Below are 24,362 nucleotides of genomic sequence, written 5' to 3'. Positions count from 1 at the left end.
ATTACCCTCCTTCTGATTGCATATACTTGCAGCAGTCCTATACTATTTTATACATTACCAGCCTGAGCGGTTACTTGCAGGTCACGCAGGAGGGATGTCAATCATATAAATAAAATAAGCAGTATGGGCGAGGGGGCTTGAGCTATAAAGATTCTGGTAACCGGAGGAGCAGGTTTCATAGCCTCTCATTTAAGCGATCATCTGGTGAGCAACGGGCATGAAGTAATAGTAGCCGATAACCTAAGTTCCGGCCTGCTTGAGCATGTAAATTACGGGGCTAAATTCTATAACCTGAATATTAACGATGATAAGCTGGAAAAGGTGATAGCCCGGGAAAAACCTGAAATTATATATCATTTTGCCGCCCAGGTCAACGTGGCCCGCTCCCAACAGGAGCCCGGGCTTGATGCCGATAACAATATCGCAGGTACTCTGAAAATCCTGAGCCATGCGCTTAAGTATCAAACCAGCAAAGTAATATTTGCTTCCAGTGCTGCTGTTTACGGCGACCCCTTGTATCTGCCCCTGGACGAACCCCATCCCGCTAACCCGGTTTCCTTTTACGGTCTCTCCAAATATACCGCCGAACGTTATATAAGAATGTATAACCTGCTATTTGGTTTGAAATATAATATATTGAGGTTCGCCAATGTTTATGGGCCGCGCCAGCAGGCTGCCGGGGATGGCGGGGTGATAGCACAGTTTGTCTCCCGTTATGCCCGCGGGGAGAATATTATTGTTCAGGGCAATGGGGAGCAGACCCGGGATTTCATCTATGTCGGCGATGTGGTTGCTGCCTGCAGCAACGCACTATACCTGGGCGATAATCAGACCTTTAATATCAGTACCGGCAAAGCAGTGCCCATCAACGAGCTTTGGGAGCTCTTAAACAGTCTTAATAAATGTCAAGCCCAACCGCTGTACGTCCCCAGGCGGGAAGGCGACATCATGCACAGCCGTCTGGATAATCGCAAAGCCGGAAAAATACTGCTCTGGAAGCCCCGGATAAGCTTAAGCGAAGGACTGGAAAGAACCCTGCGGTTTTTCCGGGAAAAACAAGCGGGGCTGTTGTGACTAAGCGATTGCCCTCAACTCCACAATATTCTTAAATCTGCCTTTTGTGGTTTTGGCGCCCCACTTTTGATAACCGACATATGCTTATAAGGGGGCGTTACCGATAGAATGGTGCTTTCTGCACCGCATAGTCCGTAACGATAAGCAGAGATAAACTATTGTAAAGCCAAAGGCAGGGAGATTCCGTAAGTTCACCCTGCCTTTGCTGTCCCGTTTCAGTTACTTTTTGATGGGAAAATAAATTTCGGTTACATATTCACTGGGCACAACATTGTCATCGCAGCCTTTGACATACAACTCAAAGGGCGGCCCGGAAACGGTGTACCCTTCTCTTTCAATCCATTCCATCAGTGCCGTGTAGAACGGAGTGAAATCGTCATAGGGGCCGATATGGGTGGCAAAGCAGCAAAGTCCCGGAGCAAGCGTCCGCACCTGCTCGCCGCTGCCGCCCGACACCTCCACCCCGACTTCAATATCGGTGCAGTCATGATTGAACTCCTCGTCATGGTAAACGGACAGGAACGGCCCGGCAGGCTTCAGCCGGTTCCTTTCCAAACCGGCGCATAACGTGCCGAAGGCTTCTTCAAAATCCCGAACACTCATTTTCCGTCTCAGGGAATAGATGGTTTTGGGCTGAATCTCCACGGTTTTCACCAAATAATTCGCTTGCATGATATTCTCACACCTTTCTATTTTCTCGATGTCCTGCTCCATTTGCAGCAGGAGGTGCCGCTGGTCCTCGATTTGCCGCAGGAACTCCTCTTTTTTGGCTTGCAGGAGTTGGGCCAGACGGCTGTTGTCCCTGGCGGCCAGAACAGCGGCAATCTCGGGCAAAGAAAACCGATACCGCTTCAGCCTCGCAATCAGCAGCATGTCCCGAAGCTGAGAGACCTCGTAATAGCGGTAGCCGGAGTCCGGACTGACAAATCCGGGCTTGAGCAGCCCGATCTGATCGTAATAACGGAGCGTCTTGGCAGACACCCTGCTGATTCTGGAGAATTCTCCGATTGTGAGCATAGAATCACCCTCCGATGGCATATGAACATGTTCTGATTGGAGTATACGGCTTCCAGTTAGGGCAAAGTCAAGCGCTCATAGATTTTTATATAATCACATCATCATATTTCTGCTCAACATAATACGAAAACAATTCCGCCGCAATCATTTGAGTATCCTTCGGCATCGGTTCCTGAATCATTGCGGTTTTGAACGGAAGGCCTAAAACACCTGTCTTTTCATCCGATTTTATAAACCCTATGCAGGAGCTGTTATCGGCGCTGTAGTATCCAGCCATGCTTTTGAATGGAATTGCAGGGTGATATCTTATTTACACTCGTATTCAATAACAGGAAAACACATTCCCCTAGGACAAATTGCAGCAAAGCGGCTTTCAAAATCCCTTTTGCTTTTTTCAAGCTCTTCGGCAGTGAATTGTTCTTTTAACCGGGGATCGTTAAAGTTATTCATCGTTTCTTTCCACAGGTCAAAAAGAGAAACGCGGTTAATATGTACCCAGTACTCTTTCCTGGTGTTTTGAAGAACACAATAGCCAAAAAGTTTCGATTTTACTCATTTGTATATAAGAGTCATTGTAATGTATTCGTTCAAAAATTTGTATCCACCGGTGGTAGAATTGCCCAAAATAAGAAAAAGAACCTGTAGCCCTATTCCAATAGGCCGGACGATTGATTCAGAAAATAATAAAACCCGTATTTCAATCGTTTTTGAAACACGGGTTTGTCAATTTAACTTGGTAGCCCCAAGGGGAGTCGAACCCCTGTCTCCGCCGTGAGAGGGCGGCATCCTAGGCCACTAGACGATGGGGCCATCAAAATGGCTGCCGGTCAAGGATTCGAACCCTGACGAACTGATCCAGAGTCAGTCGTGCTACCGTTACACCAACCGGCAATAATAAGGGGGCAATTACCCCGCGCGAAAATAATTATAATACAGGGCGAGGGTAATGTCAAAGGTTATTCGTCTGGTTTGGACCTGAATTTTAGCTGCCAGCCTTTTAATAAAGTATGCTTTAAAGACCGCGAATGTATGCAACAGCATTTTGCAGTCTTTGCCGGCATCTTTCCCGGCCCAGTAATTCCATGATCTCGAAAAGGCCGGGAGTATTGGTGCGGCCGCTTAAGGCCAGGCGGGCAGGATGAATAAGCTCTGCTGCTTTTAGCCGCATAATATCTGCCTGCAGGCGCATCCGGGTCTCAATCAGTTCTGCTTCAAATTGCGTACAATTATCCACCAATTCTATCAGGGCCGTCAAAATATCCACCGCATCAGCCTTACGAAAATGTTTGGCAACGCCCTTGCCGTCGTAAGCGGCAATATCCTCGCAGAAGTACTCAATTGCGGCCGGGATCTCGTTCAGGGTCTTAACCCGACTGCCAACCAGCCGCAATGCCTGCAGCAAATAATCGCGGGGATAAAGGGCCGACCATCTCTTGATCTGATTATCATTGCTGACCAGACTGAGGAGCCTTTCGCTATCGGCTTTACCCAAATAATTACCGTTCATCCAGGTAAGCTTTTCAATATCGTAGACAGCAGGGGAGCGGGAGATATTTTCCAGGTCAAATTCCGCCACCAGCTCATCAAGACTCCAAAAATCACGATCATCGCCGCTGGACCAGCCCAGCAGAGCCAGATAGTTTACCAGCGCTTCCGGCAGATATCCCTGCTCCCGGAATTCCTGCACTGAAGTGGCTCCATGGCGTTTAGAGAGTTTGCTCCGGTCAGGGGCGAGAATCATGGAAACATGGGCAAAAAGAGGGGGGGTTAAACCTAAGCTTTCATATATAAGCAACTGCTTGGGAGTATTGGAAAGGTGTTCTTCAGCCCTGATCACATGAGTGATGTCCATACTCGCATCGTCTACTACCACCGCAAAATTATAAGTGGGCCATCCATCTGACTTGGCAATTATAAAATCATCCATCAAAACATAGTTGAATTCCACGTCGCCGCGGATGAGGTCATGTACCACGCATGTCCCGTTATCCGGCGCCTTTATTCTTATGACCGGCTTTAAGCCCTGGCTAAGACGCTGTTGAACTTCTTCCGATGTAAGTTCTCTGCATCTGCCGCTATATTTATAATCTCTTTTTCCATTGCGGGCAGCTTCCTTTTCCTGTTGCAGCTCTTCATTGCTGCAAAAACAATAATAGGCCTGACCGTCGGCCACCAGTTGCTCCAGATATTTCCGATAAACGGGCAGGCGTTCGCTTTGACGGTAGGGGCCGTAGGAACCGCCCGTTTCCGGGCCTTCATCCCAATTAAGCCCCAGCCATTGCAGACCATCAATAATACCTGCCGACGACTCTTCGCTGGAGCGTAACAAATCTGTATCTTCCAGGCGGAGCACGAATACTCCGTCATGTTTACGGGCAAACAACCAATTAAAGAGAGCGGTTCGCGCTCCGCCGATATGTAGGCTGCCGGTTGGACTGGGGGCAAAACGTACCCTAACTTGCTGCAATATCACTCACTCCTTCAGAAAATAGTCTATAACATACAGCCGCAATTTTCAAAGCCAGGAAGGAAACTTTCACCGTTTTAATGCTTCTAGCAGTTTCCTGATTTTTCAGGGGCACTTTGTGCACCAAACACATCTACTTTACATATATTTGTTAGCGGAGGGGATGTTATGATCGACTACAGAAGACGCCGGTGGTTGCTTATCATAATTGCGGTTTTCTTAATAGCAATCACTATAATAGTAGACATAAAAATAAAATCCAGTATTCTCCAGCTGGCCCGATCCAGGGCCCAGCTGACTGAAACCGCAGCTATTAATCGTATTGTTAACGAACAAGTAGTTAATAACATAGAATATCAGGAACTGGTTACGGTGCACAAAGACGGGCAGGGCAGGATAGTTATGATCCAACCCAATACTATAATGTTAAACCGGATCATGACCCGGACCGTTATCGAGGTAGCCGAAGCCAGCGAGCAAATGCGGGCCGAGAGTATCAGCATCCCGGCTGGACAGTTGCTGGGACCGTCGTTTCTGGCTGGTTATGGACCCAAATTCAGGGTTAAAATAATTCCGGCCGGTGAAGTTCAGGTGAATGTTCTCAACAAATTTGACCAGGCTGGGGTCAACCAGACCAGGCACCTTATATACTTTAAAATTGACAGCAACATAAAAATAGCGGTTCCCTACCTGGACGAAACGATTCGTGTGTCGACTGTAATACCGCTGGCGGAGACCATTATTGTTGGCGAGGTGCCCAAAACCTATTTGAACTTCAATGGCAGCAGTAAACAACCACTTAGTCCCTTGATGCTGCAAGAATAATATCGCCGCCAAACAAGCGAGATTAGTGGTTAGATTAATAGCCGGAAAAATAATGTAGAACGCTTGACATAGAAACAGGGGCATGATAATATATGTTTTGCGCCCACGAGAGAGGGGCGCAGGATCTTGATAAAACAGAACAGCAAGGAAAGAAGTGCGGGAGAAATGGGACTGCATTTTCGGTATAAGAAAATACAAGCCAAGACTCCGAAAGAGACAACAAAAAGCCAGCCTTAAAAAGATTGAGGCTAGGAAATAAACTTTCATTGGAGAGTTTGATCCTGGCTCAGGACGAACGCTGGCGGCGTGCCTAACACATGCAAGTCGAACGGTTCAACACTCGACACTGAATGTTCTTGAAGTGATAAAAAGAGAGTAGGCGACAGCGTAGATGCGAACGGAGAGAGCATCAGGCCAAAAAGCCTAACACAAAAGGGAAGACAGAGAACATTGAGTGTTGAGTGTTGAATAGTGGCGGACGGGTGAGTAACGCGTGGGCAACCTACCCATAAGAGGGGGATAACAGTTGGAAACGACTGCTAATACCGCATAAACTATTGAGGTGGCATGACCTTGATAGAAAAGATGGCCTCTGAATATGCTATCGCTTATGGATGGGCCCGCGTCTGATTAGCTGGTTGGTGGGGTAACGGCCTACCAAGGCGACGATCAGTAGCCGGCCTGAGAGGGTGAACGGCCACACTGGGACTGAGACACGGCCCAGACTCCTACGGGAGGCAGCAGTGGGGAATATTGCGCAATGGGGGAAACCCTGACGCAGCGACGCCGCGTGAGCGAAGAAGGCCTTAGGGTCGTAAAGCTCTGTTGTAAGGGACGAAAGTTCGTATTGCGAATAGTGATACGGAATGACGGTACCTTACCAGCAAGCCCCGGCTAACTACGTGCCAGCAGCCGCGGTAAGACGTAGGGGGCGAGCGTTGTCCGGAATTACTGGGCGTAAAGAGCACGTAGGCGGATAACTAAGTCAGATGTGAAAGACCGGGGCCCAACCCTGGGGTTGCATCTGAAACTGGATATCTTGAGGGCAGGAGAGGGCAGTGGAATTCCTGGTGTAGCGGTGAAATGCGTAGAAATCAGGAGGAACACCAGTGGCGAAGGCGGCTGCCTGGACTGACCCTGACGCTGAGGTGCGAAAGCGTGGGTAGCAAACAGGATTAGATACCCTGGTAGTCCACGCCGTAAACGATGGATACTAGGTGTGGGAGGTATCGACCCCTTCCGTGCCGCAGCTAACGCAATAAGTATCCCGCCTGGGGAGTACGGTCGCAAGGCTGAAACTCAAAGGAATTGACGGGGGCCCGCACAAGCGGTGGAGCATGTGGTTTAATTCGATGCAACGCGAAGAACCTTACCAGGTCTTGACATCCAGAGGACCTTTGTGAAAGCAGGGGGTGCCTTCGGGAGCTCTGAGACAGGTGGTGCATGGTTGTCGTCAGCTCGTGTCGTGAGATGTTGGGTTAAGTCCCGCAACGAGCGCAACCCTTGCTATTAGTTGCTAACAGGCAAAGCTGAGCACTCTAATGGGACTGCCCGTGACAAGCGGGAGGAAGGTGGGGATGACGTCAAATCATCATGCCCTTTATGATCTGGGCTACACACGTGCTACAATGGATGGTACAGAGAGCAGCGAGACTGCGAAGTGGAGCGAATCTCAAAAAGCCATTCTCAGTTCGGATTGCAGTCTGCAACTCGACTGCATGAAGTCGGAATCGCTAGTAATCGCGAATCAGCATGTCGCGGTGAATGCGTTCCCGGGCCTTGTACACACCGCCCGTCACACCACGAAAGTCGGCAACACCCGAAGCCGGTGACTCAACTAGCAATAGAGAGAGCCGTCGAAGGTGGGGTTGGTGATTGGGGTGAAGTCGTAACAAGGTATCCGTACCGGAAGGTGCGGATGGATCACCTCCTTTCTAAGGAGTAGGGTTAACACCCGAAACAGGTCGATCACTTCGACCTTGCTGTTCGTTTTATATACATACCGCCAGAGAGGGCGGGAAGTTCTTTGAAAACTGCACAGGATAAAAAAGCAGAACAATTTCATTCGAGGGAAGCGGGAATGGCGAATCGAGGTTCAAAAGACCCGCTAAACGAAAGAAAGTTCTCTCGCAAAGGTCAAGATAAAAAGGGCGTATGGTGGATGCCTTGGCGCCAGAAGGCGAAGAAGGACGCGGCCAGCGGCGAAACGCCACGGGGAGCTGCAAGCGAGCATAGATCCGTGGATATCCGAATGGGGAAACCCGGTACCTGAGAACAGGTATCATCCCTACCTGAACACATAGGGTAGGAGAAGCGAGACCCGGTGAACTGAAACATCTTAGTAACCGGAGGAAGAGAAATCAAGAGAGATTTTCCTAGTAGCGGCGAGCGAACGGGAAAGAGCCCAAACCTTATATGTGTAAGCCTGCAAGCGTTGCATATGAGGGGTTGAGGGGCTGACAGGGCAGAATTGCAGAGCTGTCAAAGAGTTACAAAACCGATATTTAGGCGAACCTGTCTGGAAAGTCAGGCCGCAGAGAGTGAAAGCCTCGTAGCCGAAAAACATCGGACTCTTAGTCAGGACCCCGAGTACCGCCGGACACGTGGAACCCGGTGGGAAGCAGGGAGGACCACCTTCCAAGGCTAAATACTAACTGGCGACCGATAGCGAACAGTACCGTGAGGGAAAGGTGAAAAGCACCCCGGGAGGGGAGTGAAAAAGAACCTGAAACCGTATGCCTACAAACAGTCAGAGCACTATTGGGAAGTGAGAAGTGGGAAGTTAATTGAGAAGTGAGAAGCGGGAAGTTAGAAGTGAGAAATGTCTCACCTCCAACATCGCACCTCACACCTGTCAACCCAACCTCTCACCTCTCACTTCCCAAGTGTGATGGCGTACCTTTTGTAGAATGGGCCAGCGAGTTACGGTATCATGCGAGGTTAAATCAAAAAAGGATGGAGCCGAAGCGAAAGCGAGTCTTAAAAGGGCGAAAAAGTATGATACGGTAGACCCGAAACCGGGTGATCTATCCATGGCCAGGGTGAAGTCTCGGTAACACGAGATGGAGGCCCGAACCAGAGTACGTTAAAAAGTGCGTGGATGAGCTGTGGATAGGGGTGAAATGCCAATCGAACCCGGAGATAGCTGGTTCTCCCCGAAATAGCTTTAGGGCTAGCGTTATGAAGTGCCTTATGGGGGTAGAGCACTGGTTAGGCTAGGGGCCTTACTCGGTTACCGAACCTTCCCAAACTCCGAATACCATAAGGAAAAACATAGCAGTCAGTCTGCGGGTAACAAGGTCCGTAGACGAGAGGGAAACAGCCCAGACCAACAGCTAAGGTCCCCAAATCTATGCTAAGTGGGAAAGGATGTAGGGCTGCACAGACAGCCAGGATGTTGGCTTAGAAGCAGCCACCATTCAAAGAGTGCGTAATAGCTCACTGGTCAAGTGGCCCTGCGCCGAAAATATAACGGGGCTAAGCATAGTACCGAAGCTTTGGGATTGAGAAGTGAGATGTGGGAAGTTAGAAGTGAGAAAAAAGTGAGAGGTGTGCCAGATGGGAGAAGAAAAGATAAAAAGCTTTGAAGATCTCATAGTGTACCAAAAAGCATACCAACTAGTACTACAAGCTCACAAACTGACTAACACATTTCCAGAAGCAGAGAAAAGGGAATTAGGATATCAGATAAGAAGAGCAGCAGTATCCATACCAGCCAACATAGCCGAAGGCTATGGCCGGAAGAACTCCGCCAAAGAATTCAAGCATTACCTAAGAAATGCCTTAGGTTCCAGCAACGAAATGATAGTTCTTCTAAAGTTAAGCAAAGATTTAGGATACATGCAAGACGATAAAATCATAGAAGACTATGATGTACTCGGAAAACAGCTCTTTAGACTGATAGAAAAGTGGGAATAAAAATCCCGCGTCCAACTTCTCACATCTCACTTCTCAATCGGTAGGGGAGCGTTCCTATGGGGCAGAAGCTGTACCGTAAGGAGCAGTGGACTAATAGGAAGTGAGAATGCTGGCATAAGTAAGCGAGAAGGCAGGTGAGAATCCTGTCCGCCGTAAACCTAAGGTTTCCTGGGGAAGGCTCGTCCGCCCAGGGTAAGCCGGGACCTAACCCGAGGCCGAAAGGCGTAGGGGATGGACAACTGGTTGAAAATCCAGTGCCACCTAGTTTCCGATTGAGTGAAGGGGTGACGCAGGAGGATAGGTGAAGCGCACGATTGGAAGAGTGCGTCCAAGCACGTAGGGTGCCAGGCAGGCAAATCCGCCTGGTGTAAGCCTGAGGTGTGATGGGGAGGGAAGCGTAGTACCGAAGTCATTGAGTCCAAACTGCCAAGAAAAGCCTCTAGCAAGGAAGCGGGTGCCCGTACCGCAAACCGACACAGGTAGGTGAGGAGAGAATCCTAAGGCGCGCGAGAGAACCCTCGTTAAGGAACTCGGCAAAATAACCCCGTAACTTCGGGAGAAGGGGTGCTCTGACAGCGTGAGTACGTAAAACATGTACTTTGCGTGAGAGAGCCGCAGTGACCAGGCCCAGGCGACTGTTTAGCAAAAACACAGGTCTCTGCCAAATCGAAAGATGAAGTATAGAGGCTGACGCCTGCCCGGTGCTGGAAGGTTAAGGGGAGAGCTTAGCGGCAACGCGAAGGCTTGAGCCGAAGCCCCAGTGAACGGCGGCCGTAACTATAACGGTCCTAAGGTAGCGAAATTCCTTGTCTGGTAAGTTCAGACCCGCACGAAAGGCGTAACGATCTGGGCGCTGTCTCGACGAGGGGCTCGGTGAAATTGTAATACCGGTGAAGATGCCGGTTACCTGCGATAGGACAGAAAGACCCCGTGGAGCTTTACTGCAGCTTGATATTGGATTTTGGTAGTGCATGTACAGGATAGGTGGGAGACTAAGAATCCAGGTCGCAAGGCTTGGAGGAGTCACTGGTGGGATACCACTCTTGGATTGCTGGAGTTCTAACCTGGGCCCGTAAACCGGGTCAGGGACATTGTCTGGCGGGCAGTTTGACTGGGGCGGTCGCCTCCCAAAGAGTAACGGAGGCGCCCAAAGGTTCCCTCAGCGCGGATGGAAATCGCGCGAAGAGTGTAAAGGCATAAGGGAGCTTGACTGCGAGAGAGACATCTCGAGCAGGGACGAAAGTCGGGCTTAGTGATCCGGCGGTGCCGAGTGGAAGGGCCGTCGCTCATCGGATAAAAGCTACCCCGGGGATAACAGGCTTATCTCCCCCAAGAGTTCACATCGACGGGGAGGTTTGGCACCTCGATGTCGGCTCATCACATCCTGGGGCTGGAGAAGGTCCCAAGGGTTGGGCTGTTCGCCCATTAAAGTGGTACGTGAGCTGGGTTCAGAACGTCGTGAGACAGTTCGGTCCCTATCCATCGCAGGCGCAGGAGAATTGAGAGGATCTGTCCCTAGTACGAGAGGACCGGGATGGACAGACCGCTGGTGTACCAGTTGTCTCGCCAGAGGCACAGCTGGGTAGCTATGTCTGGACGTGATAAGCGCTGAAAGCATCTAAGCGCGAAGCCGACCTCAAGATGAGTTCTCCCATTCCGTCAAGGAAGTAAGGTCCCACTAAGACTAAGTGGTTGATAGGCCGGATGTGTAAGTGCAGCGATGCATTAAGCTGACCGGTACTAATAGACCGAGGGCTTGACCTTAAAGAGAACAGTATCTGCTTAATACCTGTGCAGTTTTGAGAGAACACGAGCGTTTCGCCTGAGCAAGGCGAAGAGCGAAATGCCGGGCTATCACATCCTGACCCAGAGGTCATGGGCCAGGGAACTGAAACAAAAACCAAACAAGTAATCATATTTCCTGGTGCGTCGATGCTCAGCCTAACGGCTTCGATCCATCGACACTCGCCGAGATATCGTCGGCTCGCAATGGCGGTCTCCGCCATACGTAAGTCAAAACTCGGCAGACAGGTTAATCTAAGCAAAACTTAATACGTAATCATATTTCCTGGTGACAATGGCGGAGAGGCCACACCCGTTCCCATCCCGAACACGGAAGTTAAGCTCTCCAGCGCCGATGGTACTGCAGAATCCTGTGGGAGAGTAGGACGTTGCCAGGATTTGATTTTTTCTGGAAAGACTCTGCATCGGCAGAGTCTTTCTTTTTCCAGCCTCCCGCTGCGGGCGCCGCCAGTCCTGCCCCGCGGGCTTCTTTTCGGCGGCATTGGGCGAGGGCGTCGTTGCCAGGTGGATGGGGACTGCTTATGTTCCGCTTTGCTTCACTGGTTAAGGCTGCAGGATTTGTGTTTCCTGGATTTATCGAAGGTGAAGAGGTGTTAAAAGCTCCCTTCACCTTGTTGGGCAGTTAAGACGGAACCGATATGCAGCGGGGGCGGGAGTCAGGGTTTTCATACACCACCCAGGTATCACTCAGGTAATCATGTACGCAACGTTTTCCCGGATTGAACCAGCACACTATATAACCCAGGTTAAGGCCCATGAGTTGGGATAGGCTGCGGGCCACCAGCTCACGAAAGATTACAGTGACCCAGCTTAATGGTTCTCCGCTGCGCTGTATCACCTTAATGCCAACAATCATTTTACCCAGGGTCTGCTGAAAATAGCGGGTCATAAGTATAAAATAGACAGAACCGGTGATGCCTAAGAATAGGGAATTCACATTTATAATTTTATGAAAGAGTGATATACCGGCTTCAGTCGGCAATAAAAAGTTCCATAGCAATGAATTTAAACCGGTGACAATCAATAAATCAATGGAAAAGGCCAGCAGGCGAATCCAGAAACCGGCTACGGGATATAAAGTTAAGCTGTGATCCGTGCATGATTCTGAAACAGCCGGTGCAGCTGCAATGCCGGGATTATCCCCATTACCGGTTGAATCGCTTTTTTCATCGGTCCGGTTTCCTTTTTCATGTTCACGGGTTGGGATATTTTCATCATAGTCTGCCATCTTGCAATAAACCCCCCTCAATTAGCAATATACATAAGTGCGGGCATCATCTGCTGCTCTATTTCTTGCTTCAAACCGAGAAGGTCAAAAGCAGGAGATTTCATGGAGCTAAGCCAGCTCAGAAAGTCAGGCCCCGGATTTTTGAACAATAGAACCGTTGGATTGCTGGTATTAGCCAATTTGGCAGCACCGGCGATTGCTTGCTCAAGGTAGCCGACCTCGTCTACCAGCCCCAATTTTTGGGCCTGGGTTGCGGTATAAATCCGACCGTCTGCTAATTGCAGGACCTGATTCCTATCCATATGTCTGCCTTCAGCTACTACATCAACAAAATAGCCGTAGCTTTCGTCCACCACACTTTGCATAATAACCTGTTCCTCGTTATTAATAGGCCGCATAGGGTTTAAAAGGTCCTTTTGCTCACCGCTTTTGAAGGTTACATCCTTTACCCCGATTTTATCAGCCAACTGCTGGTAATTATATGTCCTCAGAATAACGCCGATTGAACCGGTCAGGGTGTTACGGTTGGCGTATATCTTATCGGCGGCCATGGAAACATAATAACCCCCTGATGCAGCTTCCTGGCTCATATATACCACTACTGGTTTTTTGTACCGAGCTTTCAACTCCGAAATCCGGTTGTAAATCTCATCGCTTTCATAAACACCGCCTCCGGGTGAATTAACCTGTAGTATGACGCCTTTTATGTCTTCACGGGAAAAAGCCGCTTCCAGTTGTTTTAATAATAACTTATGATTATATGGAGTGTTCAGATAAGCACTGTTAGCAGGGTTATCAATTATTATTCCTTCCAGCTTAACCAAGGCCAGGGTTTCCCCATCCCCCTCCCGGTAGACCTGGGTAAGCAGTTGCCTGGCTTCCTTATCATTCAAATAACTGAGCAGGTTCGGGCCCGCGGTCTCGTCGGGTTTGACCCTGGTGGAGCCGGATACCCATACTATCAGCAATAGCACGAATATAGCCAATGCCCACCATCTTTTCTTCTTCATTCCCATCAATCCTTTCCTAAAAATGCATTAGGCGATATTAACATTATATAGTAAAGGAACTGCTATTAGCTTTTTTTTATCAAGCAGCCTTTTAAACTTCTTGCAGCCGACAAGAAAAAATGCCCTTTTAAGGGCACCTTGGCAGTGGGGTGACAAACCTCGTTTGCCTTTTGTAACCATATTCCTGCGGATTGTATATGATATTAAAAGAGATAAATCCGTCTGTTAAATAAAGCAATTTGCCTCGGGAGGGGTAACCCGAAAGGCCCGTACCCCTTCTTAATCTGTGCGGCATGGCCCTTGCCGTATGCTGGAAACCTATGGTGAATCCGAACATGAAGGAGGGGTAAGCGGTGACTGGCTCTTTTGATATGTGTGATATAGCTCCCCCGGGAAGCGATTTCCGGTCCTGGATTGCAGAAATGTACAACCTTCCTGCCTGGAAAAATGGATACATTAGATGTGAAGATATCTGTTTCCATGATATTTGCGTTCAGGATGTTCGCCTGATCTACCAGAATAAGATGGACTTTTGCCTGGAATTGCCCGATCCCCGGGAATTAGCCTTTTCCCCTGAGGAATCCTACGTAGTCGTAAAATGCACTGAGGAAAAGCTCAGAGACTGTTCTTATATCCACATGAAAATCAAGTATGATGTAGTGGTAGTGGGAACTGTGCCCGGCAGGCCGGAGAGAAAATGTTATCTGGTCTGGCAATGTCAAGAAGAAACCGATATTACGACTTTTTATACCTTTAAGGGCTGGCGTCAGGTGACCGGAGATGATTTATGCGGTTACTTGCGCCTAATTGATGGTTCCTCTGTCGTAATTGATCTTGACTGTGAGCTTAAGGACGGTTATGTTCACATCCATGGCAACATTGTTGACAAACTCTGGAAAGAAGAGAATCTGGTTGTTCTGGCAGCTAAGCCCTTTGGTGGAGTAACGGTAAAACATGAGTTTCAAGAAACCGAAATTCCGGATTGTGACTGCCGCCGGAGATAATAAAAAATTCGGTTTAGAATTTTTATAAGATATGGAGCACAGGCAATTATGAATTGACCCTGCGTCAAAAAACGGGACGAATTAATTTTTCGTCCCGTTTTTCAAATATAATATCACCTCAGGTAATGATTTTGCCTATGCACCCGATGTCCCGGGCGTATATACGGATAGTTCCAGTAAAGGGTTGGTACCAGATTTAACAGGTTTATAGGCTCCTCGGTACAATCATTGTGATTATGATTGTAATCACTCAGGCCCGAATGGATATGTCCTATTTCCTGGCCAGAATCAGCGTCGGCGTAATAATCCTCATCGAAGTCTGCATCCGACTCATCAGCGTCAGCGGAATAATCCTCATCGAAGCCTGCATCCGGCTCATCAGCGTCGGCGGAGTAATCCTCATCGAAGCCTGCATCCGGCTCATCAGCGTCGGCGGAATAATCCTCATCGAAGTCTGCATCCGGCTCATCAGCGTCGGCGGAATAATCCTCATCGAAGCCTGCGTCCGGCTCATCAGCGTCGGCGGAATAATCCTCATCGAAGCCTGCGTCCGGCTCATCAGCGTCGGCGGAATAATCAGAATCGGGACTGAACTGAATTTCCTCGTTAGCGAAGATATATTCGTTAATTGGATCATTACCTTCATCTTCCGGCCATGCCGCATCAATAAATCCCTGAACATTCATTTCATCGAAGTTGTTATAATCATTGTACCTGCCCGGAGGGTTGCTGGCATCAATTCTGCACTTTGCCGGGCGAATTCTGATATATGGCGTATGATTAAAGGTCAGCATTATATCACCTCCCTTCTGTTTTTAAGCCTGTTTCTGTTAAATATATGCCAAATTAAGAGAAAGGTTATTAGCTCTATATTTATAAAAAAACACCCCTGGGGCGAATTCGCATCCCAGGGATGTTAAGATTTGGGAGGAAAATCAGCTTTTAATCATCCCAGTGTGCCAAAGGCCCTACGGCCAGGGCGGTAATGGCGCCGTTGCTGACAGCGGGATGATCAACATTGTTGGTTTCGGCGTTGATTATTTCCACCACATAATGGCAGCAACCCGGACAATCCTGGCATTCACAGAAAGTAAAACCAAAAGAGTCAACTGTTTCAATCCTGGTAAAATGTCCACTGTTAACAGACGGCGCTGCTTCGGCATTTCTGACGCATAAACCACCGTGAACTTCTATAAAGCGCTCGTAATTCCAAGTGCCAAGGGCTACCCTGGCCCCGTTTTCACAGACCTTGATTAACTGAAAAGTAAGTCGCAGGTCGCTGGGGTAATAATCCGCTTCCTTAAAGGTAATCAGACTGGAAAAATCAATCTTTACTGTTGGACGAACCAGCGTTCTGGTGTCTATAGCGACACTGGCAACAACATAGGGATTGAACAACTGGGAATTGGATTCGCTATGATCAGGCAAAACGACCCCGGTTCCGCTCCCGCAGGCTAATATGGTTTGATTGACATTACCTGGCGGCGGGCAGGCGCAATTCATCTTGTAGGTAGACATTAACAATACCTCCTATAATGTTATAGCCACAGACCAGATCCCAATGCAGTTATTCGGCAATTGTTAATAGTGGTTATTTGAGGGATAAAATACCATGGCCTACCATATAGTATTCTCTGGATACCGAAGGTGTTACATTAGCAGTAATCCCGTCCCCATGACAAACCAAAAAAAATAGACCCTGTAAAAGAGTCTATAAAAAGAGAGTGAATGAGATATGCAATTAACTAACCGGAGTTAGTGCATATTTACAGATATTTTTTATTCTTGGCATGATAATGAGTATGCAGCAGTTCATGGGATTTGTGTCCCAGGGGCTCATGCAGGAACTCATCATAGAGAGTCTTGACTTCCGGATTTTCGTGGGATTTCCTGATGGCGCAATTCTCATCTTCCACGTAGATGCTTTCAATGCGCTCCACCCGTTTGGCATTGACTTTGGTGATTGGCTGTCCGCCGCCGCCAATACAACCGCCGGGACAGGCCATGATTTCTATAAAGTGGTAAGGAGACTCGCCTGCTCTGACCTGATCCATCAGTTTGCGGGCATTGGACAGGCCGTTGGCTATAGCCACCTTTACCTTGGTACCGCTCAAGTCAACTTCCGCTTCCTTGACGCCGGTAATACCGCGGGTAACCTCGAAGTTGACGTTCTCCAGAGTCTGGCCGGTTACCACTTCGTAAACCGTTCTTAAGGCTGCTTCCATAACTCCGCCGGATGCTCCGAAGATAACGGCGGCACCGGTATAGGCTCCCATCCAGGAATCAAAGCTGGATGCAGCCAATTTATCGAAGTCTATTCCGCTCATCCGGAACAGGCGTCCTATTTCCCTGGTGGTTAAGACCAGGTCTACATCCTGGTAGCCGCTGGCGTTCATTTCCGGCCTGGAGGCCTCGAACTTTTTAGCGGTACAGGGCATGATGGATACGGAATAGATCCTGGCCGGGTCAATACCCATCTTGTCCGCCCAATAGGTCTTTACCAGCGAGCCAAACATCTGCTGCGGTGATTTACAGGTCGACAGATTGTCTAAAAGGTCGGGGTAAAAAGTCTCACAGAAGTTGATCCAGCCCGGGCTGCAGGAGGTAAACATGGGTAGGGTGCCGCCTTCTTTAAGACGTTTTAAGAGTTCGTTGCCTTCTTCCAGAATGGTCAGGTCGGCAGTAAAGTTAGTATGCAGCACATGATCAAAACCGATTTGTCTTAGTCCGGCTACAAAGACTTCCATGGGCATATCGCCCGTCTTCATGCCCACTTCTTCACCAATAGCAGTTCTTACTGCAGGAGCAATCTGAGTCACAACAATTTTATCCGGGTCGGCAATGGCTGCCAGCAGCTTGTCAATTTCTTCAACTTCACCAATAGCTCCCACCGGGCAGGCATGGACGCACTGACCGCACATGACACAGGGGCTGTCCATCAGGTCACCACCCATGGTCGGTACTACCATGGAGTGAACTCCACGGCTTTCCAGACCCAGGGCGTTTACACTTTGGACTACCGAGCAGGCATCGATGCAGCGGCGGCAGAGTACGCACTTGTCAGGGTCTCTGAATATGGACGGGGTAGAGTAGTCTTTCTCCAGGCCTCTTACCTTCAGGGTAAATGGGTTGTCACGGATGAAGTACTCATTGGCCAGGTCCTGCAGCTCGCAGTTGCCGTTGCGGATACAATTCAAACAATCCTGGGGATGATGAGCCAGAATTAATTCCAGTATGGTTTTTCTGGCTTCTATTACCTTGGGGGTGCGGGTTTTAACAACCATTCCTTCCATTACCGGCTGCGCACAGGCGGCTTGGAGAAGTCTGCTTCCTTCAACTTCACATACGCATACCCGGCAGTTGGCTTTTACTGCCTGGTCCGGATGATAACAGAGTGTAGGAATTTTGACACCGACTTCTTTAGCTGCCTGCAGGATGGTTGAGCCTTCGGGAACGGATACTTGGATTCCGTCTATCGTTAAGTTAACCATTATATTCCCTCCTTCGCTCTTTCCTACATCAACTTGGCATTATAGTCGGCTGCAAAGTGTTTGATGGTGGTGAGTACCGGCGCCGGTGCTGCCTGCCCCAGACCGCAGAGGCAGGCAATAGACATGACATCGCCCAGTTTTTGCATAAGTGCAATGTCGCTTAAACTGCCATTACCGCTGTTCACCGATTCCATCAGTTCGTGCATGCGGGCGGTGCCTTCCCGGCAGGGCGCGCATTTACCACAGGATTCGTGTTCAAAGAACTTGGCAATACGGGTAGTTACATCTACTATATCGCGGCTTTCGTCAAGTACGAAAACGGCTCCGGAGCCCAGCGTAGCTCCTATAGCAGACATATTGTCAAAAGCCGCCGGCGTATCCAGAAGTGAATCGGGTATAAATGCACCGGAGGTTCCGCCTATCTGTACGGCCTTAAACTTCTTGTCTCCCGGGATACCGCCGCCGAACTGGAAGACGATTTCTCTGATGGTAGTATTGGTTGGTACCTCAAAGAAGGTTTTATTATTAACATCCCCGGTCAGAGTAAATACTTTGGTTCCCGGGTAGGAGGGAACACCGATGCCTGCATACCACTCGGCCCCTTTTTCAAGGATTACCGGGATGTTGGCAAAGGTTTCAACATTGTTGACTATGGTCGGTTTCATCCATAAACCTTCGGATGGAGGATAAGGGGGCTTGAAACGGGGTTCACCCCGTTTGCCCTCGATCGACTCAATCAGGGCAGTTTCTTCACCGCAGACATAAGCCCCGGCTCCGCTTCTTACCTCGACGTCAAATCCCTGCAGTACGCCTTTGGCTTTTGCCTGGCTGATGGCGTTGTTCAATATATCGATTAACTGGGGATATTCCCCGCGCAGATATATAAAGCCTTGTTTTGCTCCGATAGCATAACCGCAAATCGCCATTCCTTCGATCAGGGTGTGAGGGTCGTTTTCCATAATCAAACGGTCTTTATAAGTACCGGGTTCGCCTTCATCCGCATTGCAGACCACATATTTTTCATCAGCAGGGGCCCGGTAAGCAAAAGACCATTTTTGCCCGCAATTAAAGCCTGCACCACCCCGGCCTCTTAAATTGGATTTCTTGACTTCTTCTATAAGCGCTTCTCTATCCATACGGCTGGCTTTTTCCAGGGATTTATATCCCCCCTGGGCCATATAGTCTTCGATTTTCAAAGGATCGATTTTGCCGTAATTACGCAATACGATCCGCATCTCTTCGGCCATTTTTTGACCTCCTTTCTTTATGTTTGGAGTCTTGAGTCTTTCTAATCAATGGCTAGTACCGGTTTTTATTGACTACTTGTATTCTGCCAGAATGGATGGTATCCTGCCCGGGCTTACATCAAGATAGGGCTTGCCGTTTATTGTAATCACGGGAGTTGCCTGGCATTGTCCGACACATTCAGTATACTCCAGAGCAAACTGGCCATCTGAGGTGCTCTCTCCCATTCTGATGCCCAGCTCTCTCTCCAGCGCTGCCACAACATCGGCGGCTCCTGCTACATGGCAAGGCGCACTTTCGCATATTCTAATTACGTTTTTACCCCTGGACTCTACCGCAAACATAGAGTAAAAGGTAGCTACACCGTAGGCTGCGCTGGCAGGAACATTAAAGACTCTGGCTGCCTCAGCGACAGCTTCGACGGGCACATAGCTGAATTCTTTCTGTACCGCATGAAAAGCCTCAATTAACCCCCCAGGCTTATCCGCATAGCTGGCAATAATCTGTTTATAATCCATCCCCATATCCCTCCTTTCCTCAGATATTGCTTGAAAAGCCAAAACTGCAATGGAAGCCGCGATTTAAGCTAATACAAGGCATATAACCTGTAGCGGGTATTTGAAGTGACCAGCCCTAATTCGAAAAATGCCAGGAACCGAAGAAGATCCTGGCATAAATTTTGGAGCTGAATCGTACCCCAACCATACCCGACAAGCGGCAATTAACCAACGGGAATATCGATACATCTCCAAACCCTTGGCCAGGCGGTATTATAATGATTAACCAATTTTAAATTGCCTAATGTTTCCTAATCTTCTTTCCGAAAATGGGAGGCGCAGGCGTTTCCGCCTTGAACCCTAAGGGCATAAAATTTACCCAGCGGCCAATTGCCCATAGCACTTAGCCTTAGGCCAATTGGCTCGAAGATATTGTTATTAAACTGTAAAATTGTTAAAATTTTCACTAATGCTTATCTACCAACCCCTACTTCATTACAAGCATTCTGCAATTATTCCGCGAATTCCTCCTTAATATAAAAAATTTTTGTTTCACCTATAAAAAACTTTGGCAGAGATATTTTTGAAGACGACCCCAGATTTTAAGCATAAGCCCTCGTATTTATAAACAAAAAGAATAGCGGATAGATTGGGAAAATAACACAAATGCAAATCGCCTGTGCGCTGACAAAGCAAGCTTAGGGTTATAATGACTTTAATATAAAACAGTCCTCGGGAGGAACAAAATGCAGGTATCCAGAAGCAGCGAACTGGAGACGATCGCGCAGACTGCCTGGCGGGACTACCATTATGGTAATAAGGAAGTATTAAACGATATATATGACAGCATAATACCTTTCTGTCTGCGGGTCAGCTCCAAAACCTGTGGCAAGTATATACATGAATTTGACGAGGAAGCGAGTATTGCCCGCCTGGCCATAATTGAAGCGTTTGATAGATATGAACCTGGTCGGGGAAGTTTTTTACTCTATTTGGCCCGGGTAGTGCGGAGCCGCATTATTGATTATCAGCGCCAGGAAAAACGTCGCCCCCTGCCGTTTTCTTTTTTAAAAGAAACGCAGCTGGACGACTTCAATTTTGACGGTGAAAATCAGGTGGAAGAAATCCTGGATGACCTTAGCCGCCAGGAGGAGATACATAGGTTCAGAGGTTTGCTGAGCGATTACCAGATTGATTTTAAAGACCTGGTGGCGGGCGGGCCCAGGCAGATAAGAGCGCGGGAGAAAGCTCTGGTTATCGCTTGGAAAATCGCCCGGGATGAGGAAATGACCGCCTGGTTGATGAAAAATAAAACCCTGCCTCTAAAAGAACTGGAGCGCAGGTATGCCGTAAACCGGAAAACTGCTGACCGATATCGAAAATACATCATTGCCGCCGTTCTGGTCGCAGTTTATGATTTACCGCTGTTAAAAACCTATATCGAGTCATAGGGAAAGGAGAATAGGGATGGCCAAGGAAAAGGGTCTGGTGCTTGAAGCCGGAGAGGGCTGGGCCATAGTGCTGCTCCCCGGCGGGGATTATAAACGGGTTAGAACCCGGGAACGCTTACAAACCGGGCAGCTTTACCAGTTAAAAAGCAATGCGGCGTTAAAATATGCAAGTGTGGCGGCCGTTTTTATTCTCATCACCCTAACCAGTCTCGACTTTTTTACGGTCACGGCCAGGGCCAACGTATCCCCGGGAATCAATCTGGGTCTGAATCGCTGGGATCGGGTGGTGTCAGTAAGAACCAGTAATACTGATGCCAAAGCAGAGGTGAAGGACCTGAGCTTGAATGGGAAAAGTCTGAATCAGGCGATAAATATGATAGTCGAAAGGCGGGGAAGCGAGCCGGGGTTGGCAGCCGGGGATAAGGGAGAAAACAATCAGGTTAGTGTATCCTTATCCGTCAAGAACCAAAAAGACAAGCAAAGAGAAGAAAGGCTGTTGAAAATTATCGATACCACTCTTAAAGAGAGTGTGGCCGGGCAGCAAGGCCGACCTTCTGCCGCCAAGGTTATCCGCAAAGGCAACCAACTGATAGTGATTGATGAGCATCCTCCCGGTCAGACTTCGAAGACACCGGGGAATAGTGCGCCTAAGGGTGAAAAAAACAAACCGGAACCGAAACTGCAGGAGCATAAGGTAAATCAGCTTTTGTTAGATCAGCCGAAAAAAAAGGAAGGCGGCGGGAACCCGGAGTTTAAGGATAACAATTTTATGGCTGATCCGGAAAAGGGGCATAATGAAAAGAGGGATAACGGCTTACCTGCATCGGCCCTCCCTAAAGACCAAAAGATGGATTCGCAGAATAGCAGCAAAGGCGGCGGCCGAAGTGCAGAGCCCCAAGAGAAAACCAAAACTGAAAAAGACAGCGGACCGAAGCATCAAAAAAAAGGGAACAGCTGAAAAGCTTGCTGCCACTGTAAAAAATAAATCTGTGTAATCTATGGTTATTTTCTGATAATCATGTAGCCGTCGTCTTATCTGACTGAGGATTCATCACCGGGTTTTTAGATGACGATATTATCTCCGGCATCAGCCCGGAGATCTCCTGCAGATTACCTTGACCACTAAGAGAAAACAGTCGTGTCTCTTCATCCTTTATCACCAGCAGCGCTACCGGGGAGATTTTGCCTCCGGCGCCAGCACCGGAACCGTTAGCTGCGGCGCTGCCGGCGGCACCGCCGCCGGCTCCGAATGACAGACTGAGGATAGGGATCAGGGTAATATTTTCTACCCTGATCGGCTTGCCGATAAAGCTTTCGCTGCGGGAAAACAGCTTGATATTATCGAACAGGGCTTCCAGCTCTGAGCTCAGCTTCATAAGTTTCCTCCCAAACAATAGTACCCGCTCCTGATAAAACAGAATCGCTATACCTGCGCGAGAAACCGCCAAATATAGCGAATATAAATCCTGTTCTGAATAAAAGCCTTAAGTAATTATTTATCGGCATCCGGCTGAACCGGAGCTTGGGCAGTGATATTGCCGCTTAATTGCCGATAAAGTATATCAGCGATGCCTAATGATCCGGTTTTACTCATGGAGCGGGCGTACTCGGCATAAAGCATTGACTCGAAAGTATCGGTGGCAAAGCTATGGCCCGTAAATTCACCCCGGGGAACGCTTTGACGCATGCATTCCAACACTTTATTTAAAAACACGCTCTCCAGTTCCTGGCAGGCGGAGTAAAGCTTCTTATTATTCTTCTCATTAATTGCAGATTCCAGACAGCGGGAAAAATCTTTTTTTTCCAGGGTTTCCCCATAGGAGGGGGTAGCGGTTATTTTTTGAGCGGGCATGAACCCGGTACCGTTAATCATCATTATTTATTACCTCCGCAGGTTGGCGGCAGTCTGCAGCATCTCATCGGATGACTGGATTACTTTAGAGTTGAACTCGTAGGCTCTCTGAGCAGTAATAAGGTTTACCATTTCCTCAACTACCTGTACATTGGACATCTCCAGGTATTCCGAATGCAGGGCTATGCTATTGTCGGAATCAGGCTCCCATTGCATGGCTTCTCCCGAGTTGGCCGTAGCCTGGTAGAGGTTTTTGCCTATTTTTTGCAAACCGGCAGGATTACTGAATTTAAATATCTGCAAAGGTTCACCGGCAACGGTAGGTTCGGTTTCACCGGGAAGCATGTAGCTGACAGTGCCGTCAACGGCTACCCGCGGATCGGTGTAGTTTTCTTCCAGAGCTTCCGGCCCCAAATATAGATTGCCGTCAGCAGTGACCAACTGACGATTGCCGTCTACTTTTATAGCTCCATCTCTGGTATAAAGAGGTTCTTCGTAGCCCGGCACTTGAATGGCAAAAAAACCCGGTCCGCTGATGGCTACGTCAAGAGGGTTTTGAGTGGATTGAAGATTCCCCTGGGTAAAAAGGGTGTTAACAGCGGCGGGCCTTACACCCAGACCAACCGCTAAACCGACGGGTTCATTGCGGTTCTCGTCGGCGGCAGGTCTCCTGATGGTTTGATAAAGCAGGTCTTGAAACTCGACTCGTTGTTTCTTAAATCCAACCGTATTTACATTGGACATATTGTGAGCCAGGGTATCCATGTTCAGCTGCTGAGCACCCATACCGGTACTTGCTGTAAAAAGAGCCCTCATCATACGGCCGTTCCTCCTCTGTTTAATGAACGATTGCATTGCGGTATTTCAGTCAGTCAATACCGCCCGGGCTCCTCCGATTGAGTCCAGCCCGTTATATTGTAAACATACTACCGATGTATATCGTATTACTGAAGGAAAAGGTTTAGGAAAAGAACGGCTAAAACGTCCGGCCTGGAACGATGACGACAAAATTTCACAATCAGGCTCTCTTTTTCACAGGAAAATGGGAAGATCCGGAATGGACATAGTAGTCACGTTTTATGACCCCTTTTCATATATTAGTAATATTCACCAGGAGTATTCTATTCATTTAAGGGGTGGGAAAAAATGGTCAGGATATCTGATTTGCGGGCCCGGGACGTGGTAAATATTCTCGACGGAAAAAAGCTGGGCCATATTTACGACATCGAACTGGATTTGGAGGTTGGGAAAGTGGTTGCTATTATTCTTCCCGGCCGCCTGCGGGGGTTCTCTATCTTTGCCAAACGGGAGGAAATCGTTATACCCTGGAAAAAAATTGTCCGCATCGGCAGAGATGTCATATTGGTTGAGGTACCGGTATTTCAGGAAATGGATGATTACAAACGCAAAGAGTATTTGCTGGATGATGATAATTTCTAAAAATATCGCCGGAATCCGTGAAGGGTATATTATAAACAAA

19 protein-coding genes, 2 tRNA genes, 3 rRNA genes and 1 riboswitch are annotated in these 24,362 nt (G+C 48.5%); of the genes, 10 read left to right on the top strand and 14 right to left on the bottom strand.

The window, feature by feature from the left end; genetic code table 11:
* The first annotated feature begins 144 nt into the window (after positions 1 to 144).
* Positions 145 to 1,074, top strand: a complete 930-nt coding sequence (locus ACU70B_RS08930; protein WP_447185740.1) for an NAD-dependent epimerase/dehydratase family protein — start codon at positions 145 to 147, stop codon at positions 1,072 to 1,074.
* Positions 1,075 to 1,293: 219 nt separating this feature from the next.
* On the opposite strand, the gene ACU70B_RS08925 is transcribed toward ACU70B_RS08930, so the two are convergent.
* The 4 genes from ACU70B_RS08925 to gltX form a co-directional block, all read right to left on the bottom strand.
* Entirely contained in the window at positions 1,294 to 2,091 is a 798-nt protein-coding gene (locus ACU70B_RS08925) for a MerR family transcriptional regulator (protein WP_447183213.1), read from the bottom strand.
* Between the two features lie 734 nt (positions 2,092 to 2,825).
* Positions 2,826 to 2,901, bottom strand: a tRNA-Glu gene (locus tag ACU70B_RS08920).
* Positions 2,902 to 2,908: 7 nt separating this feature from the next.
* Positions 2,909 to 2,982 (bottom strand) — tRNA-Gln (locus ACU70B_RS08915).
* Positions 2,983 to 3,103: 121 nt separating this feature from the next.
* Positions 3,104 to 4,564, bottom strand: a complete 1,461-nt coding sequence (gene gltX, locus ACU70B_RS08910; RefSeq protein WP_447183212.1) for a glutamate--tRNA ligase — start codon at positions 4,562 to 4,564, stop codon at positions 3,104 to 3,106.
* A gap of 162 nt (positions 4,565 to 4,726) precedes the next feature.
* On the opposite strand from gltX, the gene yunB reads away from it, so the two are divergent.
* From yunB to ACU70B_RS08885, 5 genes are all read left to right on the top strand, one after another.
* Positions 4,727 to 5,383 carry a sporulation protein YunB gene (gene yunB / locus ACU70B_RS08905; RefSeq protein WP_447183211.1) on the top strand — a complete coding sequence of 219 codons (657 nt, stop codon included), beginning with the start codon at positions 4,727 to 4,729 and terminating at the stop codon, positions 5,381 to 5,383.
* A gap of 263 nt (positions 5,384 to 5,646) precedes the next feature.
* Positions 5,647 to 7,317 (top strand): 16S ribosomal RNA (locus ACU70B_RS08900).
* Between the two features lie 200 nt (positions 7,318 to 7,517).
* Positions 7,518 to 11,065 (top strand): 23S ribosomal RNA (locus ACU70B_RS08895).
* Positions 11,066 to 11,368: 303 nt separating this feature from the next.
* A 5S ribosomal RNA gene (rrf, locus tag ACU70B_RS08890) occupies positions 11,369 to 11,481 on the top strand.
* Together the 16S, 23S and 5S rRNA genes form the textbook arrangement of a ribosomal RNA operon.
* Positions 11,473 to 11,730: a hypothetical protein gene (locus ACU70B_RS08885; RefSeq protein WP_447183210.1), complete on the top strand. Its 258-nt coding sequence runs from the start codon at positions 11,473 to 11,475 to the stop codon at positions 11,728 to 11,730. The genes rrf and ACU70B_RS08885 overlap by 9 nt, the downstream gene beginning before the upstream one ends.
* Here the strand turns inward: ACU70B_RS08885 and ACU70B_RS08880 are convergent.
* Positions 11,727 to 12,332, bottom strand: a complete 606-nt coding sequence (locus ACU70B_RS08880) for an RDD family protein (RefSeq protein WP_447183209.1) — start codon at positions 12,330 to 12,332, stop codon at positions 11,727 to 11,729. The genes ACU70B_RS08885 and ACU70B_RS08880 overlap by 4 nt on opposite strands.
* A 17-nt stretch (positions 12,333 to 12,349) precedes the next feature.
* The gene (sppA, locus tag ACU70B_RS08875) at positions 12,350 to 13,342 is read right to left on the bottom strand and encodes a signal peptide peptidase SppA (RefSeq protein WP_447183208.1); all 993 of its coding nucleotides are present in this window, start codon (positions 13,340 to 13,342) and stop codon (positions 12,350 to 12,352) included.
* Between the two features lie 353 nt (positions 13,343 to 13,695).
* On the opposite strand from sppA, the gene ACU70B_RS08870 reads away from it, so the two are divergent.
* Positions 13,696 to 14,346 (top strand): hypothetical protein, encoded by a 651-nt coding sequence (locus ACU70B_RS08870; protein WP_447183207.1) that lies wholly within the window; start codon positions 13,696 to 13,698, stop codon positions 14,344 to 14,346.
* A 113-nt stretch (positions 14,347 to 14,459) separates the two neighbouring features.
* Here the strand turns inward: ACU70B_RS08870 and ACU70B_RS08865 are convergent, their stop codons facing one another.
* The 5 genes from ACU70B_RS08865 to ACU70B_RS08845 form a co-directional block, all read right to left on the bottom strand.
* Positions 14,460 to 15,140 carry a hypothetical protein gene (locus ACU70B_RS08865; RefSeq protein ID WP_447183206.1) on the bottom strand — a complete coding sequence of 227 codons (681 nt, stop codon included), beginning with the start codon at positions 15,138 to 15,140 and terminating at the stop codon, positions 14,460 to 14,462.
* A gap of 148 nt (positions 15,141 to 15,288) precedes the next feature.
* A complete protein-coding gene (locus tag ACU70B_RS08860; RefSeq protein ID WP_447183205.1) occupies positions 15,289 to 15,864 on the bottom strand; it encodes a DUF4489 domain-containing protein in 576 nt (191 codons plus the stop codon).
* A gap of 248 nt (positions 15,865 to 16,112) precedes the next feature.
* A complete protein-coding gene (locus tag ACU70B_RS08855; RefSeq protein ID WP_447183204.1) occupies positions 16,113 to 17,837 on the bottom strand; it encodes an NADH-dependent [FeFe] hydrogenase, group A6 in 1,725 nt (574 codons plus the stop codon).
* A 23-nt stretch (positions 17,838 to 17,860) separates the two neighbouring features.
* Positions 17,861 to 19,084 (bottom strand): NADH-quinone oxidoreductase subunit NuoF, encoded by a 1,224-nt coding sequence (gene nuoF, locus ACU70B_RS08850; RefSeq protein WP_447183203.1) that lies wholly within the window; start codon positions 19,082 to 19,084, stop codon positions 17,861 to 17,863.
* A gap of 72 nt (positions 19,085 to 19,156) precedes the next feature.
* Positions 19,157 to 19,600: an NADH-quinone oxidoreductase subunit NuoE family protein gene (locus ACU70B_RS08845; RefSeq protein WP_447183202.1), complete on the bottom strand. Its 444-nt coding sequence runs from the start codon at positions 19,598 to 19,600 to the stop codon at positions 19,157 to 19,159.
* A 279-nt stretch (positions 19,601 to 19,879) separates the two neighbouring features.
* Positions 19,880 to 20,020: riboswitch (molybdenum cofactor riboswitch) on the bottom strand.
* Positions 20,021 to 20,325: 305 nt separating this feature from the next.
* Between ACU70B_RS08845 and ACU70B_RS08840 the strand changes: the two genes are divergently transcribed.
* Positions 20,326 to 21,030 carry a sigma factor gene (locus tag ACU70B_RS08840; RefSeq protein WP_447183201.1) on the top strand — a complete coding sequence of 235 codons (705 nt, stop codon included), beginning with the start codon at positions 20,326 to 20,328 and terminating at the stop codon, positions 21,028 to 21,030.
* Between the two features lie 16 nt (positions 21,031 to 21,046).
* Positions 21,047 to 21,988 (top strand): anti-sigma-I factor RsgI family protein, encoded by a 942-nt coding sequence (locus ACU70B_RS08835; RefSeq protein WP_447183200.1) that lies wholly within the window; start codon positions 21,047 to 21,049, stop codon positions 21,986 to 21,988.
* A gap of 58 nt (positions 21,989 to 22,046) precedes the next feature.
* Here ACU70B_RS08835 and ACU70B_RS08830 read toward each other — a convergent pair whose 3' ends face one another.
* From ACU70B_RS08830 to flgG, 3 genes are all read right to left on the bottom strand, one after another.
* Entirely contained in the window at positions 22,047 to 22,406 is a 360-nt protein-coding gene (locus tag ACU70B_RS08830) for a GerW family sporulation protein (RefSeq protein ID WP_447183199.1), read from the bottom strand.
* 116 nt (positions 22,407 to 22,522) lie between these two features.
* Positions 22,523 to 22,906, bottom strand: coding sequence for a rod-binding protein (locus ACU70B_RS08825; protein WP_447183198.1), 384 nt, complete (start codon positions 22,904 to 22,906; stop codon positions 22,523 to 22,525).
* A gap of 6 nt (positions 22,907 to 22,912) precedes the next feature.
* Entirely contained in the window at positions 22,913 to 23,701 is a 789-nt protein-coding gene (flgG, locus tag ACU70B_RS08820; RefSeq protein WP_447183197.1) for a flagellar basal-body rod protein FlgG, read from the bottom strand.
* A gap of 327 nt (positions 23,702 to 24,028) precedes the next feature.
* On the opposite strand from flgG, the gene ACU70B_RS08815 reads away from it, so the two are divergent.
* Positions 24,029 to 24,322, top strand: coding sequence for a YlmC/YmxH family sporulation protein (locus ACU70B_RS08815; RefSeq protein WP_447183196.1), 294 nt, complete (start codon positions 24,029 to 24,031; stop codon positions 24,320 to 24,322).
* Positions 24,323 to 24,362 lie beyond the last annotated feature (40 nt).

The organism is Syntrophomonas curvata (genome assembly GCF_052976825.1).
This window is presented reverse-complemented; position numbering and strand designations above follow the sequence as displayed.